Annotated in this window: 11 protein-coding genes; 4 read left to right on the top strand and 7 right to left on the bottom strand. The window is 63.2% G+C overall.

What is annotated here, in order from left to right; translation table 11 throughout:
* Positions 1-3,614 (top strand): Ig-like domain-containing protein (locus tag Q0P52_RS17945; protein WP_293813788.1); only part of this gene is annotated, 3,614 nt, incomplete at its 5' end.
* A 194-nt stretch (positions 3,615-3,808) separates the two neighbouring features.
* Here Q0P52_RS17945 and Q0P52_RS17940 read toward each other — a convergent pair.
* Together Q0P52_RS17940 and Q0P52_RS17935 are read right to left on the bottom strand one after the other, a co-directional pair.
* Positions 3,809-5,728, bottom strand: coding sequence for a LapD/MoxY N-terminal periplasmic domain-containing protein (locus Q0P52_RS17940; RefSeq protein WP_293765883.1), 1,920 nt, complete (start codon positions 5,726-5,728; stop codon positions 3,809-3,811).
* A 10-nt stretch (positions 5,729-5,738) separates the two neighbouring features.
* A complete protein-coding gene (locus Q0P52_RS17935; protein WP_293765884.1) occupies positions 5,739-6,380 on the bottom strand; it encodes a transglutaminase-like cysteine peptidase in 642 nt (213 codons plus the stop codon).
* Between the two features lie 295 nt (positions 6,381-6,675).
* Here Q0P52_RS17935 and Q0P52_RS17930 point away from each other — a divergent pair, with 295 nt between their 5' ends.
* Complete coding sequence (locus tag Q0P52_RS17930) at positions 6,676-8,151, top strand: TolC family outer membrane protein (RefSeq protein WP_293765885.1); 1,476 nt, start codon at positions 6,676-6,678, stop codon at positions 8,149-8,151.
* An 83-nt stretch (positions 8,152-8,234) separates the two neighbouring features.
* Here Q0P52_RS17930 and Q0P52_RS17925 read toward each other — a convergent pair whose 3' ends face one another.
* The 5 genes from Q0P52_RS17925 to phnW form a co-directional block, all read right to left on the bottom strand.
* The gene (locus Q0P52_RS17925) at positions 8,235-9,881 is read right to left on the bottom strand and encodes a methyl-accepting chemotaxis protein (RefSeq protein ID WP_293765886.1); all 1,647 of its coding nucleotides are present in this window, start codon (positions 9,879-9,881) and stop codon (positions 8,235-8,237) included.
* Positions 9,882-10,003: 122 nt separating this feature from the next.
* Positions 10,004-10,792: a TatD family hydrolase gene (locus Q0P52_RS17920; protein ID WP_293813787.1), complete on the bottom strand. Its 789-nt coding sequence runs from the start codon at positions 10,790-10,792 to the stop codon at positions 10,004-10,006.
* A gap of 157 nt (positions 10,793-10,949) precedes the next feature.
* Complete coding sequence (gene phnX / locus Q0P52_RS17915; protein WP_293765888.1) at positions 10,950-11,765, bottom strand: phosphonoacetaldehyde hydrolase; 816 nt, start codon at positions 11,763-11,765, stop codon at positions 10,950-10,952.
* Positions 11,762-13,153 (bottom strand): aspartate aminotransferase family protein, encoded by a 1,392-nt coding sequence (locus Q0P52_RS17910; RefSeq protein WP_293765889.1) that lies wholly within the window; start codon positions 13,151-13,153, stop codon positions 11,762-11,764. The genes phnX and Q0P52_RS17910 overlap by 4 nt, the downstream gene beginning before the upstream one ends.
* Positions 13,154-13,156: 3 nt before the next feature.
* Entirely contained in the window at positions 13,157-14,290 is a 1,134-nt protein-coding gene (phnW, locus tag Q0P52_RS17905; RefSeq protein WP_293765890.1) for a 2-aminoethylphosphonate--pyruvate transaminase, read from the bottom strand.
* Between the two features lie 191 nt (positions 14,291-14,481).
* Between phnW and phnR the strand changes: the two genes are divergently transcribed.
* Both phnR and Q0P52_RS17895 read left to right on the top strand, forming a co-directional pair.
* Positions 14,482-15,243 carry a phosphonate utilization transcriptional regulator PhnR gene (gene phnR / locus Q0P52_RS17900; protein WP_293765891.1) on the top strand — a complete coding sequence of 254 codons (762 nt, stop codon included), beginning with the start codon at positions 14,482-14,484 and terminating at the stop codon, positions 15,241-15,243.
* 65 nt (positions 15,244-15,308) lie between these two features.
* Positions 15,309-16,529: an MFS transporter gene (locus tag Q0P52_RS17895; protein WP_293813786.1), complete on the top strand. Its 1,221-nt coding sequence runs from the start codon at positions 15,309-15,311 to the stop codon at positions 16,527-16,529.
* The last annotated feature ends 15 nt before the right edge of the window (positions 16,530-16,544 follow it).

The following is a 16,544-nucleotide window of genomic DNA, read 5'->3' as shown; positions in this document are numbered from 1 at the left end:
ACGTGACCGACAAGGCCGGCAACCCGGCGTCGGCCATCGCCAACGACAGCAAGGACGCGACCGCTCCGACCATCGCCATCGGCAACGACGGCTCGCACGGCGACAGCGTGTACAACCTGGCTGAAGTCACCGCCGGCGTGGTGGTGAGCGGCAGCACCACCGGTGTCGAGCAGAACCAGCAAGTGACGGTGACCTTCACCGACAGCACCGGCGCGAAGGTAAGCACCACCGCCAATGTTGACGCCAACGGCAACTGGACGGCCTCTTCGGCCAACCTGGGCGGCCTGAAGGACGGCAACATCACGGTGACCGCCAACGTGACCGACAAGGCCGGCAACCCGGCGTCGGCCATCGCCAACGACAGCAAGGATGCGACGGCGCCGGACGCGCCGGTGGTGAACTTCCTGAGTACGGGTCTCTCCGGCGCCTACTATGCGCTGAATGACACGGCTATTCAGGGCGGTACGCCGTTGGCCGAAGTGCTGAAGGATATTCAGAACGGTACGCCGACGGCCACGTTTGTGGCGCAAACGCTGAACTTCAATACGGTATCCAACAACCTGGGTTCCATCGGCAACCTGTCCACCTTCCTGGGCGGCAACGCCAGCAATCTGCAGTTTGCCGGCGGTTCGCAGAGCACTTCGTACAATCAGGCCATCCTGAAGATGAACGGTGCTTTCAGCGCTGCGGCAGGGACGTATACCCTGACGGTGACGGCGGATGACGGCTACCAGATTCTGGTGGACGGCCAGCCCGTGACCGACAACAGCAACCACCCGGCCGCGACGGCAACCTACACGCTGAACCTGTCGGCAACGGCCGGCAACCTGCACACCATCCAGGTGGTGTACTGGGATCAGGGCGGCGTAGCCACCTTCAAGGCCAGCCTGACGCCGTCCGGCAGCTCCACAGCCACGCCGATCAACACGGTGACCGCCAATACGGTAACCGCCACGGTGACGCTGGATGCGCAGGATCAGACCGACCTGAACAACGGCGGCAAGGTGCATATCACTTCCAGCAGCGGCACGGATGTCACCCTGCATCTGAGCGGCAGCAATCTGGTGGATGCCGCCGGCACCACCGTGTACGCCTATCAGAACGGCGTGATCTATCTGCCGGTAAGCACACCGGCGGTAGGCACCAACCTGACTGTGACCGCCACCGTGCTGGATGCGGCCGGCAATGTGTCGCTGCCGGGCAGCAACAGCTACCACCTGCCGTCCGCGCCGCCGGTGCTGATCACCACGGACGGCGATCAGAACGGCTACCTCAACAGCGCCGAACTGACCGCCGCCGGCAACAAGGTGTCGTCCACCGTGCAGCTTGACCCGTCCGTGATCAGCGCTGGCGGCAGCGCCAATATCGTGGTGGTGGATGCGGGCGTGACCACGACGCTGCAGGTGAACAAGGATGGCTCCATCACCGGTCAGGCCAATGGCGTTACTGCAAGCTACAGCAGCACTACCGGCCAGGTAGTGCTGACGATGGGCGCGCCGGGCGATGCCAAGTCTGTGAGCGTGACTGCCACCCAGACCGACAATTTCGGCAATGTGTCCGGCAGCAAGTCGGCCTCTGCGCTGGAAGACATCACTGCGCCGACCGTGGCCTTCACTGGCAAGCTGGCAGGCGACGACATCATCAACGCGGCCGAACACAATCAGGCGCTCACCATCAATGGCACGACCACCGGTGTGGAAGACGGTCAGAAGGTGGATGTCGTGCTGGGCGGGGTGCATTACAGCGCCACGGTCACCGGCAATGCATGGAGCCTGTCCGTGCCCGCCACGGCGGTAGGCGCACTGGCGGACGGCAATTACACCGTTACTGCCAATGTCAGCGACAAGGCCGGCAACCCGGCAGCCCAGGCCACGCATCCGCTGGCTGTGGACACGGTAGCCCCGACCATCGCGATTGCCGCGCATCTGTCCACCGATGATGTGATCAACGCGGTTGAACACAATCAGCAGCTGACCATCAACGGTACGACTTCCGGCGTGGAAAACAACCAAGTGGTGGATGTGGTGCTGGGCGGCGTGCATTACAGCGCCACGGTCACCAACAACGCCTGGACGCTGAACGTGCCGGCGGCCAACGTGGCCGCGCTGGCTGACGGCAACTACACCGTTACCGCCAATGTGTCCGATTTGGCCGGCAATGCCGCCACGCAGGCAACCCATGCCCTTGGCGTGGATACCACCTTGCCGACGGTGAACCTGGTTTCCAATATCGTCGCCACCCAGCTGTTCAATACCACTTGGGAAAGCGTGAGCCAGAACACCAATGTCAATACGCCTTCGGACGGCTGGAAGCTGGTGACTACCAATGATGTTGCGCCTGGCGGTATCAACGGTTTTGAAATCTGGACCAGCTCGGACACCATGACGCGCGCGGACGGCTCTTCGTTTACGCCGAGTGCCTCCAGCACTGGCGGTTCGAACTGGCTGGAGCTGAACAACTCCACCAGCAACATCATCCAGACGCTGGGCATCACGCGCGACGTCACTACCGTGGCCGGCGCGCAGTACACGCTGAGTCTGGATTACGCTGGTCGTCCGGGGTATTCCTCTGACGTGAACAAGATCGGCGTGTTGGTGGATGGCAAACTGGTGGCCGAGTATTCCGCCACCTCCGGCAGCACGCTGGATTGGCACAATATCTCGTTCAACTTCACGGGCAGCGGCGGTACGCAGACCATCACCATCCTGACGGATACCCCGGCTGCAGCGGTTGATCCAAGCGGTCGCGGCGCGATGGTGGACAATATCGTGCTGACGCAGGGCGGTTTCCAGGCGGCGGACAGCAGCGGGTTGACCACGATTGGTTTGTCCAACTTGTTGACCGCTTCTCACCCGGTGGCTGTCAGCGCCGAGACCCTGACGCTGAACATCAGCGGCCTGACTACCGCTGAGGGCGCACCAAGTCTGGTGCTGCACGGTACCACCTACACACCGGATGCTTCCGGCAACCTGTCGGTAAGCGGCCTGAGCCTGAGCGACCTGCAAAGCGGTTCCTTGCAACTGTCGGGCAACTACCATGGCCAGGTCACCTTCAACGCCACGGTCACTGCGACGGAAACCAACGGCAATACCGCGACTTCGTCGACGGTGCCGGTGACCTTCACCGTAGCCAACGGCAATGAAGTGCACGGCGCCTCGGGCACCGACTACCTGTATGGCGGTGCAGGCGCTACCCTGCTGCAAGGCGGCGCGGGCAACGACACCATGACGGGCGGCACCGGTGTGGATACCTTCAAGTGGGTGTTGGGCGATCAGGGCACGACGAGCAAGCCGGCAGTGGACACCATCATCAACTTCAACACGGCGTCCAAGGCTAGCGGCGGCGATGTGCTGGATCTGCGCGACCTACTGCAAGGCGAGCACGCTACCGGCAGTTCGGCCAACCTGACCAACTACCTGCATTTCACCACCACCACTTCCGGCGGGGTGACCAGCACGGTGGTGCATGTCAGCGAAACCGGTACGGTAGGCAGCAGTGAAACCCAGCAGATTGTCCTGCAAGGCGTTGATCTGACCCACAGCGGTGGCGCTACGCTGACGGATACGCAGATCATTCAGAACCTGCTGACCAACAACAAGTTGATCACGGACTGATAGCGCTTCGGCAAACGCTTACAACCGGCCTCGCAAGAGGCCGGTTTTTTATTGTCCGGCAAGAAGATGGGGCAGGCTGCCGCAATGGCAGCACTCATTGATGCGGGGGGAACACAGTCACGCGAGCGCGCGGAGAGGACAAAAGAAAACCCCGGCAGTATGGCAAGCCGGGGTTTTGGGGCAAGGGGGAAGGCTTAGCCGATGGCCGGGCCGGTGAGGCAATGCACGCCAAGCTCGATCAGCGTGTCGGCGTCTTCCCGGTTGTTGATGCCCTTGGCTTCCAGTTGCACGCCCATCAGGGAGGCCATCTGCAGCAGGCCGCGCAACAGCGCGGTGCGACCGCTGTCGGTGTGGACGCCCTGCGTGAGGGTGTTGTCCAGCACCAGATAGGCGATGCTGGCTTCGTGGGTGCGCGCCACCAGCGTCATGTTGTGGCCCTGGATTTCCACCGCCACGCGATGGCCGGACGGGCGGACGGCGCGGCTGAAAGCGATGAAGGCTTCCCAGTGTTCGTCCAGCCCGGTTTCGTGGAATTCGAAATGGACAGTGCGCTCCGGGTTGGCTTTCAGCAGCTGCAGGATGGCGGGCAGGAAATCCGGGTGCTGCAGCGAAGCCGGCGACATATTCACCGCCAGCACGCCGCCCGGGCCGTGCTGCAAGGCCAGCGACAGGGTGTTGATGTCCAGCTTGTGAACCAGTCCCAGCCGCAGCGCGTGGGAAATCAGCCGCAATGCGCTCATTTGCGGGATATCGCCGCTGGCCGGGCGGAACAACATGCCTTCATTCCACAGCGGTTCGCCATTGGCGCGGCACACCGGATACCAGCGCAGCTGCAGTGAGTCGTCCGCGCAGGAAGACTCGATCAGCCGGCGCCAGTCCAGATCGGAAGACTGGGCAATGGCGGCCGTGGTGCCGTCGTCCATCTTCCAGCTGTTGATGGGCTGGGCTTCGGCCAGGGTCAGCACATTGTTGGCGCGGCCCAGCACCTTGCCGATGGTGTCGCCGGTCTGGAAAGAGGTAATGCCGATGTGGCCCACGCCGGGTTGGTCGGTCAGCTCCATCGCCCAATAGATGGGCCACAGGCCGCACAGCTCATCGGCCAGGGTGGCGGCGTCGGCCGGCACCAGTTCAGGGCAGAGCAGGGCGAAGTCCGCGCCGCGCAGGCGGGTGGCCATCCAGCCCTGATGGTTCTGGCAATACACCGAGAGATCATCCGCCAGGCGCTTGAGCAGCGCGTCGGTCTTGCGGCCGCCCAGGCGCTGGTTCAGCTCCGCCAGCCCGGCCACGCGGATCAGCAGCAACTGGCCGGCGATGGGGTCTTCCTGCGGTTCAAGCAGGCTGGAAAAACGTTGGTCGAAGGCATCGCGGTTGGGCAGGCCGGTGCTGCTGTCGGTCAACACGTCGCGGCGCAATTTGTCCACTTCTTCGCGCAGTCCCGCCAGATAGTTCTGTAGCCTTTCCACCATGTGGTTCATGGCGCGCGCCACTTCGGCCAACTCGGGAATGCCCGGCACCGGGATGCGCATGAAGCGCTGTTCGCTGATGGCGTGCGCCTGGCCGACAACCGCGCCCAGCTGGCGACGAAGCTGCCGGATGTCGAAAAAGCCCAGCAAGCCGGCAAACAGGCCGATGCCCGCCAGCCACAGCACGGTTTGCAGCGCACCCAGCCACAGCGAGTTGTAGGCATAGCCTAGATGGGCCACCACCACGATGCGGCCGGCTTGCAGCCAGCCATTGCTGACCTGAGCCATGCCGGCTTGCGGGGCCAGCGGCAGCAGCCGATGGAACCAGGCGGGGGTGTCTTCCAGCTGGCTTTGATTGCGCAGGCGGATGGACTCATTGCCCGGTGCGCCTTCCCAGCGAATTTCCGCGAAGTGGCCCTGATCGAAGGCGGCGTTCAGCAAGGTTTGCGCCATGACTGGGTCGGCCTTGTACTGGGTGAGCATCAAGGCCAGCGAGTTGGCGGTATCCGCGCTTTGCGCCGTCAGCTGTTGCTCCAGATAACCGCGCGCGTTGAGCAGATTGGCGATCAGCGCGCCGCCGATGGACAAGCTGACCAGCAGCAGCAGCAGCAGCCACAGCCGTTGTACGAGAGATAGTTTGTTTGTGGTCACGATCGCGCTCTCAGAAAGAGAATCCTTCCGCCTTGAGTTTGTCCAGCAGCTGTTTCCAGCGGGTCAGCCGGCTGACGTTGCTGTTCTGGGTGCCGCCCACCCAGATGCTTTCCATATTGAAGCTGAATACGGGAATCAGATCGCTGCGTTGCGAGGCCGGCTGGATGCTGGTGATCAGATTGTCCAGAATCAGCGGCTCCGTGGTGGGCGTGGGATAGTATGCCAGCACCATGTGCGCTTGCGTCACATTGCTGGAGGGCCCGCCGATGCGGGCCTTGACGTAGGTCAGCCGGATTTTGTCCGGTGCAACGCCGGACAAGCGCAGGGACACGTACTTGGCGATGACAAAGCCCTTGCAGTCGGCCATGCCCTTGCCGAAGGTTTCCAGCGGGGTGGCCCAGTAGTCTTCCTGCCGCCACACCGCGCTGTTTTCCGCGTAGGTGATGCGGCGATTGAAAAACTCGTTGACCTCTTTCAGACGCTGGGTTTCCGGGTTGCTTGCCTGGTTGTTCAGCATGGCCTGCCAGTCTCGAAACAACCGTTGTGCATTGGGGCCGTACCGCGCCACCGTCTGTTCGCTAGGCAGACTGCTGCCGGTCACCACCAGGCAGGACAGCCAGAGACCCAGCAAAAGCAGAGCGCGAATTGCCAATGGCATTAATCCGTGCCGTTTTGCATCGCGATCCGTGTTTTGGGGCGTGTCATGCTCGCATGTAGGGAAGACACAACAATTTGTCATCTGCTTTGCTTTGAATCAAAGAAAAATATATCGAAAGACCAGTATTCGCTGTGTATAATCGCCTCAAATTTAGAACATTGGTTGTTTTTGTTTTAAGTTTTATATTAAAAATAACCACTTAATTATTCATGGGGCAGTATTAATGAGAACTTCGCGCAAATCCATTATTTTGTCTGTCAATCTGGCATTGGCCAGTTTGACAGCCTCCGTGGCCCTGCCTGTTCATGCCGCTGACGTTGTCAGTGTAGTACAGGCCGCCATTCAGAATAATCCTGAAGTCCTTTACAAGCTGCACCAGTTCCGCGCTGCCGGCGCCACGGTGGGTGAAGGCCGGGCGGACTTCATGCCGACCGTGGACGTTTCCTACCAGGCCAACCGCCAGCGCTACGATTATCCCGACAACGCCGGCGCGCCTGCCGACCAGCGTTACACCACCCGCGGCTGGACCGTCGGCCTCAACCAGAACCTGTTCCGCGGTCTGCAGACCTACAACACCGTGAAGCAGCTGGGTTATGACGAGCAAGCTCGCTACTTCGACATGCTGGACGCCAGCGAAAGCATCGGTCTGCAAACCGTTCAGGCTTATCAGGATGTACTGCGCTATCGCCAGCTGGTGGACAGCGCCCAGGAAAACTACGCCGTGCACAAGGGCATCTACGATCAGATCTCCCAGAAAGTGCAAGCCGGCGTTGGCCGCCGCGTCGACCTGGAGCAGGCTTCCGGTCGTCTGGCGCTGGCCGAGACCAATCTGATCACCCAGACTTCCAATCTGCACGATGTCAGCGCGCGTTTCGTCCGCCTGACTGGCGCGCAGCCGCCGGCGCAGCTGAGCGATGTGCCCGATTTCAAGTCCGCCTTGCCGCAAGGCAACGGCCTGATTCGCGATGCGCTGCCGCGCAATCCGGCTTTCCTGTCCAGCGTGGCTCAGGTGCGCTCGTCCAATTCGCTGGTGAACGTACGCCGCGGCGCGTTTTCGCCGACGCTGGACCTGCAGGCCAGCAAGACCTATGACCGCAATTACGATGGTTACGCCGGCCGCACCAATCTTTCCAGCGTAGCGGTGGTGTTCAACATGAACCTGTTCCGCGGCGGCGCCGACCGTGCCCGCCTGGGCGCGGCCGCCGAGCAGCTGAACGCCAGCAAGGATTTGCGCGACAAGGCTTGCCGCGACATGCGTCAGAACCTCAGCATCGCCAACAACAATGTGGTGAAGCTGGGCGGCCAGCTGGAATCGCTGCGTCAGCATCAGCTGTCCACCGAGAAGGCTCGCGATGCGTATCGCAAACAGTTCGACATCGGCCAGCGCACGCTGCTGGACGTGCTGGACAGTGAGAACGAACTGTTTGACGCGCAAAACGCCTACATCAATGCCCAGGCCGATGTGAAGATTGCCCAGGCTACGGTGCTGGCCAATTCCGGCCGCCTGCTGGAAACCCTGAAGCTGAAGCCGGTTGACGACTTCAAGGCCGACGATGTACTGACCGAAGAAGACAAGGCCGCGTGCGATACCGTTTACGCAGCCCCGACCCTGATGGATGTGAAGACCATCCAGTCGCGTCAGTATGTGGCCGCTTCCGCGGAAGCTAGCCCGGCAGCCGCCGCGGCACCGGTAGCCGCCAAGCCGGCGAAGCCCGCCAAGCCGGCCAAGGCAAAAGCGAAGAAGGATGCTTCCGCCGCCAACTAAGCGTGGCCGGGAAAAAGAAAGCCGCTCGATCGAGCGGCTTTTTTCATGGGGGCGGCACAGCGCGGACGCTGTGTTGAAAGCGCTTACACCACGAAGCGGTTGAGGCTGTTGTCCAGTTCGGCGGACAGGCTTTGCAGCTGTCGCGCCAGCTCGCTGGACTGTTGCACCGACAGATTGGTGCTTTCGTTCATCTGGGCGATCTGTTCCACATTGCGCGCCACATCCTGGCTGGCGTGGCTTTGCTCCTTGATGGCGTCCGCAACGTCGGCAATCTTGTCCATCGAGCTTTGCGACAGTTCGCGGATACGCTGCAAGGACGCTGCCACCTGCTCGGCGCTGCTGACGCCGTTTTCGATGCGGGAGTTGGCTTCCTGCATGCTCTGATAGGCCTGGCGGGTATCGGTTTGCACGCCGGAAATGCGCGAGGAGATTTCCGCAGTGGCCTGGCTGGTGCGTTCGGCCAACTTGCGCACTTCGTCGGCTACTACGGCAAACCCGCGCCCCATCTCACCGGCGCGGGCGGCTTCGATGGCGGCGTTCAGCGCCAGCAGATTGGTCTGGTCGGCAATGTCGCGAATTACTTTGACTATGTCGCCGATCTCGCCGGAGCGCTGGTTGAGCTGATCAATGACGCGCGAGGTCTCCGCAATGCTGCCGGCGATCTGGCGGATTTCGCCAGCGGCCTCGATGGCCAACTGGCTGCTGTTGTTGGCTTCCGCCGTGGTGTGGCGGGCTTGTTCTTCCACGCTCTGGGTGTTGTCGGCCACCACGTTGATGCTTACCGTCATCTCTTCGATGGCGGCGGCCCCGCTGGAGGCGGCTTCGGACTGCATGGAGGAAGCGCGCGCCACTTGCTCGCTGACTTCGCTCAGTTCTTCCGCTGCGCTGACCAGCTGCGCCGAACATTGGTGCGATTCCTGGATCAGCTGGCGTACCGTGCCCACCAGATTGTCCAGCGACCGGCCCACGCTGCCCAGCTCGTTATTGCCGAAGTCCGGCAATTGGCGGGTGAGGTTGCGGGTTTCAGCCAACTCATGGCTATTGTCGCGCATGGCGTTGAGCGGCCCGCGGATGGAGCCGACAATCCACCAGGACAGGACGATGCCGATCAGCAGCGCGGCGCCCAGGATGGATAGGTCTGCAGTGCGCACGCCATTGGATGTGTCGTTGATCTGGTCGCTCAAGGTGTTTACGGCGTCATTGGAGGTTTTGGCGATCTTGGCCAGCATGTCCTCCATCTGATGCACATTGTCCTTGTACTTGGAGAAAGCATTGTTGGCATCGGCCGAGCTGGTGAGCGCGCCGCCTTCAATCTGGCCGGACACCGCATTGAAGCCCTCGGCGTAGGCGGCCAGCAGGCCGGACTGTTTCGACACCGGTTCTTTGAGCGAAACCAGCGTATCCGTATCGCCCGCCAGCTCATCCTGCAGGTTCTTTACCGTGGCTTGCGCCTTATCATAGGTGTCCTTCCACTTGCCCATGTATTCATGGCGTTTGTCCGCATTGGCGATGTTGAGAAAGTAGTCTTTCTCGAAGCGCCGCAGATTGCCCATGTGTACTTCAAGCTCGGTGGTGGATTTGTAGAACATCAATTCGTGCGCCGAGACATCGGCCACGCGGCTATTGATCTTGCCAAGACCAATCAGTGTGATGACGCCCACCACCAGCAAGGCGGCAAGCAGCAGGACAAAGCCCGTGATGATACGGGCTGCGATGGACAGATTTTTCACGTTACCCCCGACAGGTTCCCCTGAGCCCGGCATGCCGTCTTGATGGCGGTCTTGTCCGGTTCAGCATGTGTAAAGCTTTTGGTATGGATGGGCGTGGCCGTCCGGACGGGCAGCTGTCCGGCCTAGGGCGCGAGGCCCAGTGCCGTCAACGAGTTGCGCCAGAGTGTCCGCGTCATTTCATCTAAGTCGATGTTTCGCAGTTCGGCCAGTATTTTTGCCAGTCTAGGCAGATTGGCGGGCACATTATGAAGCGATTGGGCCCATTCCGGAGGGATATCAGGGGCGTCCGTTTCCAGCACGATGTGCTGAATGGGCAGGGTGGCGGCCAGTTCGCGGATGCGGCGCGAGCCGCTATAGCTCATCGTCCCGCCAAAACCCAGTTTGAAACCCAGTTTGATGAACATGTCGGCCTGCTGGCGACTGCCGTTGAAGGCGTGGGCGATGCCGCCGCGCACCGGGATTTGCCGCAGGTATTTAAGGATACGGTCTTGCGAGCGCCGCACATGCAGGATGACCGGCAGATCGTAGCGGCGCGCCAGTTTCAGCTGTTCGGCAAACAGCCATTCCTGCCGCTGCGCGTCGAGGCCGGGCACATAGAAATCCAGACCGATTTCGCCCACCGCCTGTGGCGTTTCCTGCCGGATCAGCGTTTCCAGCTCCGCCAGATGCGCGTCCAGATGCTGGTTTATATAGATGGGGTGCAAGCCTAGCGCAATCCAGCAGCCAAAGCGCTCGCGCATGGCCAGCGTACTGGCGAAGCTGTCGCGGCTGACCGAGGGCACCAGCAGCTGACCCAGCCCGGCCGCCGCCGCATCGGCGGCTACGGCGTCCACCCGTTCGGCAAACTCCGGCGCATCCAGATGACAGTGGGTATCGATCAGGCTGGGAGCGGGCAGGGGAGAAAAACGCATGGCGGACACCGGAGAGAGCATGCCGCCACTATAACGCAGCGACACGCTCCCGGCAGGGCCCGGATGCGGCTTAAGCCTGCCGGCAGGCGCAGGGTACGCGTGCATTCAGCCCTGCGCGCCTTCGCCCGTCGTCGGGTTTGTCTCCGCTATTGCTGCTTCAGGGACGCTCGCCCGCGTTCAGCCGGCGCTGGATATCGGCCAGCACCGGCTGGATGTCGGCCAGGGTGTCGATGACATAGTGCGCGCCGGCGGCGCGCAATTTGGCTTCGGCGGGCAGACGGCGTTCGGCGACGGCTTCGGCCGACATGGCCTGGAATGCCGCCAGCGTGGCGCCGAATTCATTGCCGGACACCGACAAGCCCACCGTCCACATGCCGGCGTTTCGCCCCTCGGCGATACCGGGCGCGGCATCGTCCACCTTCACGCAATGCGCCACTGCGCCGATGCCCAGCGCAATCACGTTTTGCAGGGCCATCCAAGGGCCGGGCCGGCCGCCGGCGGGCAGGTCGTCGGTGGCCACCCAGCAGTCCGGCTGGTAACCGTACTGGGCGGCGGCCGGAACCAGCGCTTCCATCACGGCGCGGGGATAGCCCGAGCAGGAACCGATGCGCAGGCCTTGCGCTTGCAACTGCCGCAACACGGGCAGCACGCCGGGAATGGGTTCGGCGAAGCGGGTGACGGCGGCAATCTGCAGCGGCATGAAGGTGTGATAGAGATGGTCGACTTGCTCGCGGCTCATATCGTGGCCAAAGCGGGCCCGCCAGCGCGGCGCCACGCCGGGCAGCTGGCCGATGGCGGCGATATGGTCCCACTTGCCCAGTCCCATGGGCGCGCGCGCTTCCTCCATGCTGAGCGGAAAATCGTAAGCGAGGGCGAATGCTTCCACAAAGATGGCGGTGGGGGCGAAAGAGCCGAAATCCACTACGGTGCCGGCCCAGTCCAGAATCAGGGCTTCAATGCGGGCTTGTGTCATGTCGGGTTGTCCTCAAGGGGCAGCGCTGCGGAAACGCGGCCGAGCGCCGCGTCCAGAATGTCCAGCGCCTGTTGCAATTGTTCGCGGCTGATGACCAGCGGTGGGGAAAGTTGAATCACATTGCCTTGCGCCAGCTTGAAGCTGAGTCCGTGGCGCAGGCAGTCGTACAGCACGCGTTCGGCCGCGCGTGGCGCGCGTTGCCGGCTTTGGCGATTGGCCACCAGTTCCACCGCCCACAGCAGGCCCACTCCGCGCACCTGGCCTATCAGCGGGTGGCGCGCCATCAGCGCCCGCAGGCGGGCTTCAAAGAATTCGCCCTTGGCGCGGGTTTCGGCCAACAGGTTGTCATCGCGGATCACATCCAGCACCGCCAGCGCCGCCGCGCAGCCCAGCGGGCTTTTCTCATGGGTGTAGTGGCCCAGTGAAACGGCCGCCGCCTGGTTGTAGCGTTCGCGGGCGATCATGGCGGCGAAAGGCAGTACGCCGCCGCCCAGGCCTTTGCCTAGGCAGAGGATGTCGGGCTCGATGCCGAAATGCTCGAAGCTGAACATGCGCCCAGTGCGGCCAAGGCCGTTGGGAATGTCGTCCAGAATCAGCAGCACGCCGTGGCGGTCGCAAATTTGCCGGATGCGCTGCCAGTAAGCCGCCGAGGGCATTTGCACATCGGTATTGCGGATGGGCTCGGCGATGAAGGCACCGATGCCGCCTTCCTTCTCGATGACGTATTCCAGATAGTCCGCGTAGTGCAGATCGTCGCCATCGCCGCGATACCACACGCCGCGATAGCGCGTGGGCGGGGGGATGCGTTCCACGCCCGGCATCAGCGCGCCCATGCCGCTGCGAAAGCAGGCTTCGCCGCCTACGCCGATGGCGTCCAGCGAGGCGCCGTGGAAGCTGTCCCACAGGCTTACCACCTTGTGATTGCCGGTGACAAAGCGCGCCAGTTTCAAGGCCATGCCCACCGCGGCCGTGCCGCCGGGGGCGAACAGCACCCGGGACAGCTCGTCCGGCAGCAGCGCGGTCAGCCGCCGGGCGCAGTCCACCGCCAGGGCATGGGTGTAGCGGCGCGGCGCGAAAGGCAGTTGTTCCAGCTGTTGCTTCACCCGCGCCACCACCTGCGGGTGGCCATGGCCCAGTTGATGTACGTTGTTGCCGTGAAAGTCCAGATAGCGGCGGCCCGATTCGCTGATCAGCCAACAGCCCTCCGCGCCTGCCAGCGTGTCCAGGCAGGGTGTGGACAGCGCCTGATGCAGAAACACGCCGGCGTCGTCCGCCAGCCTCAGGCGGATGTCGTCGTTTTGCCCGGCGTGCCAGGCCTGCCGTTCGGCACTCTGGTTGATGTCGCCTTCGCTGTCGGCGCGGCCCGCGCCGTGAATGTCCTGCCGCATGGCTCAGTCCCGCAGCCAGTAGCGGGAGGCGGCGATGGCCGTGAGCAGACGATCCACATCCGCCGGCGATACGTCGCCGATATTGCCGATGCGGAAGCAATCCGCCCGCGAGACCTTGCCTGGGTAGATGACAAAGCGCTTGTCCTTCAGCAACTGATAGAAGCGCTTGAATTGGTAATCCGGATGGCTGGGGGAGTGAAACGCGGTGATCACCGGCGAGTGCTGCGCATCCGGCAGCAAGGTGTCGAAGCCCAGCTCGCGCATGCCGTTCACCAGCTTGCGCTGATTCTGGCGATAACGCTGATAGCGCGCGGCCACGCCGCCCTCGGCATCCAGTTCGCGCAGCGCTTGCGCAAAGGCCAGCACGGTATGGGTAGGGGAGGTGAAGCGCCATTTGCCGTGTTGGGTTTCCATGGCGTGCCATTGCGCGTACAGATCCAGCGCCAGCGAGCGGGCGCGGCCCTGGCAACGCGCCATGGCGTCGCGGCGGGCAATGACGAAGCCGAAGCCGGGCACGCCCTGGATGCACTTGTTGGCCGAACTGATGACAAAGCTCGCGCCCAGCGCCGGCACATCCATCGGCACGCCGCCGAAGCTGCTCATGGCGTCCACGATCAGTTCCCGGCCGTGGCGACGGCACAGCGCGGCCACCTCCTCCAGCGGGTTGAGCATGCCGGTGGTGGTTTCACAGTGCACCATCGCCACATGACTGATGCCGGCGTCGCTTTCCAGCAGGCGCGCCATGGCGGCCAGATTGGGCGCCGAGGTCTCGCCGCAATCCATCTCCACATAATGCAAGCCCAGTACGCGGGCAATCTCCACCATGCGCGAGCCGTAAGCGCCGTTGTTGACGATCAGCAGCTTGTCGCGCCCGGCCAGCGCCGAGCCCAGCACGCTTTCCACCACATAGCTGCCGCTGCCTTGCAGCAGGGCCACGGTGTAGTTGTCGCCGCCGCCGTTGGGCGCGGCCAGCCGCACCAGCTCGGCGCGCACCGGCTCCACCACGCCGAGGTTGTAATCGTCGTCCCAGGTACAGCTGTCGTACAGCATGGCGGCCCGCACGCTGCGGGTGGTGCTGAGCGGGCCGGGGGTCAGCAGGAGATAGTCTTGCGTTTTGGCGTCGGGGATCAGGCTCATGGCGGTTTCCTTGGTATATACCAGATTTGCCGCCATTCTCCGTTGCACATACCACTCAGTCAAAGCCTTAGCGGCAGGTGCAACAAAAAATTCATCAAACCGACAAGCCCACCATTCGCCAATACCAGAAAATCCCGCGTGCCGACTGCCTTTGCGGCATAATCTTGGTGTATACCAAAAGACACACTGCCATGACCGACAGCCTGCATCTTCTCGCCGACAGCGCCGGCAAGCCGCAATACCTGCGCATCAAGGACGAACTGGCGCGCCAGATTCGCGAAGGCGGCCTCGCCGCCGGCGACCGCCTGGCCTCCGAGCGCCTGCTGTGCGAACGCTTCGACACCACCCGCGTCACCATCCGCGAGGCGCTGGTGCAACTGGAGTCCAGTGGGCTGATTTACCGCGAAGAACGGCGCGGCTGGTTCGTCACGCCGCCAAGGCTGCGGCTCAATCCCACCGTCACCACCAATTTCCACCGTATCGTCAGCGAACAGGGCGGCGTGCCGCGCACCCAATTGCTGGAGAAGGGCCGCCAGACTGTGCCGGCCGGCGTCATGGACGTGTTGGGCTTGAAGGCTTTTGATCAGGTGTACCTGCTCAAGCGGCTGCGTTTCGCCAATGAGCGCGCGCTGTGTTACTGCGAAAACATCGTGCTGCCCGAACGCGCGCCGGATTTGCTGGATCAGGATCTCAACGGCAGCCTCACCGATCTCTACGCCACCCGCTACGATCTGCGCTACGCCCGCATGCGGCTGCGCTTCCATCCCACCAGCCTGCCGGACCACGTGGCCAATCTCTTGGGCGCCACCGCCGGCCTGCCGGCCCTGCTGCTGCAACGCCTCAACTACGACCAGCATGGCCGGGTGGTGGATTACGACATCGAATACTGGCGGCACGACAGTCTGGAAATTGAGGTGGATACCGGCGACGAGGAAGCTTGGACGAAGGGCTGAGCCCGCGCGCCGGCCAGCGTTGCCCCGGCTGGCCTTCGGCTTGACAGTCCGGCCGCCCGAGCACAGTGTCATGGTTGTTGATCGCCACCTCTTCTCCTCCCATGCCAAGCCCGTCTTCCGCTTCATATGGCGACCGCAGCGCCGTTGCGGCCGGTAGTGTCGCCCATGCCGTGCACGACGGCCTGACCGATCTTGTCTATGTGCTGTTGCCGGTATGGCAGCAGCAATTTCTCCTGCCTTACGCGGTGGTGGGTTTGCTGCGCGGCGCGTACTCCGGCGCGATGGCCAGTTGCCAGCTGACCATGAGCCGGCTGGCGCTGCGCTTTGGCCGTCGCCGCTTGCTGCTGGCCGGCACCGTGCTTACCGGCTGCGCCTATTTGCTGGCCTCCCAGGCGCTGGGGCTCTACACCCTGTTGCTGGCCCTGGTGCTGGGTGGCCTGGGTGCAAGCACCCAGCACCCGCTGGCGTCAGCGCTGGTAGCGGACAGCCAGCGGGACGAAACCCGCATGCGGCAGGCGCTGGCGCATTACAACTTTGCCGGCGACGTGGGCAAGATGGCGTTACCGGCGCTGACCGGCATCGGGCTGGCCTATGTGGGCTGGCGCTACAGCCTGCTGGGCGCAGGCGCGCTGGGCTTGGCCGCCGCCGGCTTGCTGGCTTGGCTTCTGCCAAAGGACGCCGCGCCGACAGCACAAGGCGCCAAGCGCAGCGCAAAGGAAGCGGGGGGCGCCCACGGCGGCCTGACGCCGCTGTTGCTGACCGGCTTTCTGGATACCGCCGCGCGCAGCGGCTTCATGACCTTCCTGCCTTTTTTGTTGCAGGCGCACGGCGCGGGCAAAGCCGCCATCGGCCTGGCTTTGTCCCTGCTGTTTGTCGGCGGGGCCTTCGGCAAACTGGCTTGCGGCTATCTGGGCGCGCGCATCGGCATGATGCGCACGGTGTGGCTGAGCGAAACCGCCACCTCCTTGATGATCGCACTGGCGCTGATTGTGCCGCTCTGGGCGCTATGGCTGTTGTTGCCGCCGCTGGGGCTGGTGCTCAACGGCACCTCCACCGCGCTGGCCGGCACCGTGCCGGCAGTCTCCGGCAAAGAAAGCCGCGAGCGCGGCTTTGCCCGTTTCTATACCGTCACCATCGGCGCGGGGGCCATTGCTCCCGTGTTGTTTGGCGCATTGAGCGACCGCGTCGGTCTGACCGACGCGCTGTTGACGCTGGCGGCGGTGCTGCTGCTGACGCTGCCCTTGTCCTGGAAGGTGGAGCAGGCGCTGACGAATCCGGGCGCATGACGACCAGAGGCCCGG

The sequence above is a fragment of the uncultured Aquitalea sp. genome (assembly GCF_945957525.1).
Taxonomy (GTDB): Bacteria; Pseudomonadota; Gammaproteobacteria; order Burkholderiales; family Chromobacteriaceae; genus Aquitalea.
The sequence above is the reverse complement of the archived record's forward strand: the minus strand, read 5'-3'. Positions and strand labels throughout refer to the sequence as shown.

Bases quoted from the DNA above. Each gene is read 5' to 3' on its own strand.
- Q0P52_RS17920 (WP_293813787.1), bottom strand. From the start codon at position 10,792: ATGCGTTTTTCTCCCCTGCCCGCTCCCAGCCTGATCGATACCCACTGT.
- phnX (WP_293765888.1), bottom strand. From the start codon at position 11,765: ATGACACAAGCCCGCATTGAAGCCCTGATTCTGGACTGGGCCGGCACC.
- Q0P52_RS17910 (WP_293765889.1), bottom strand. From the start codon at position 13,153: ATGCGGCAGGACATTCACGGCGCGGGCCGCGCCGACAGCGAAGGCGAC.
- phnW (WP_293765890.1), bottom strand. From the start codon at position 14,290: ATGAGCCTGATCCCCGACGCCAAAACGCAAGACTATCTCCTGCTGACC.
- phnR (WP_293765891.1), top strand. From the start codon at position 14,482: ATGACCGACAGCCTGCATCTTCTCGCCGACAGCGCCGGCAAGCCGCAA.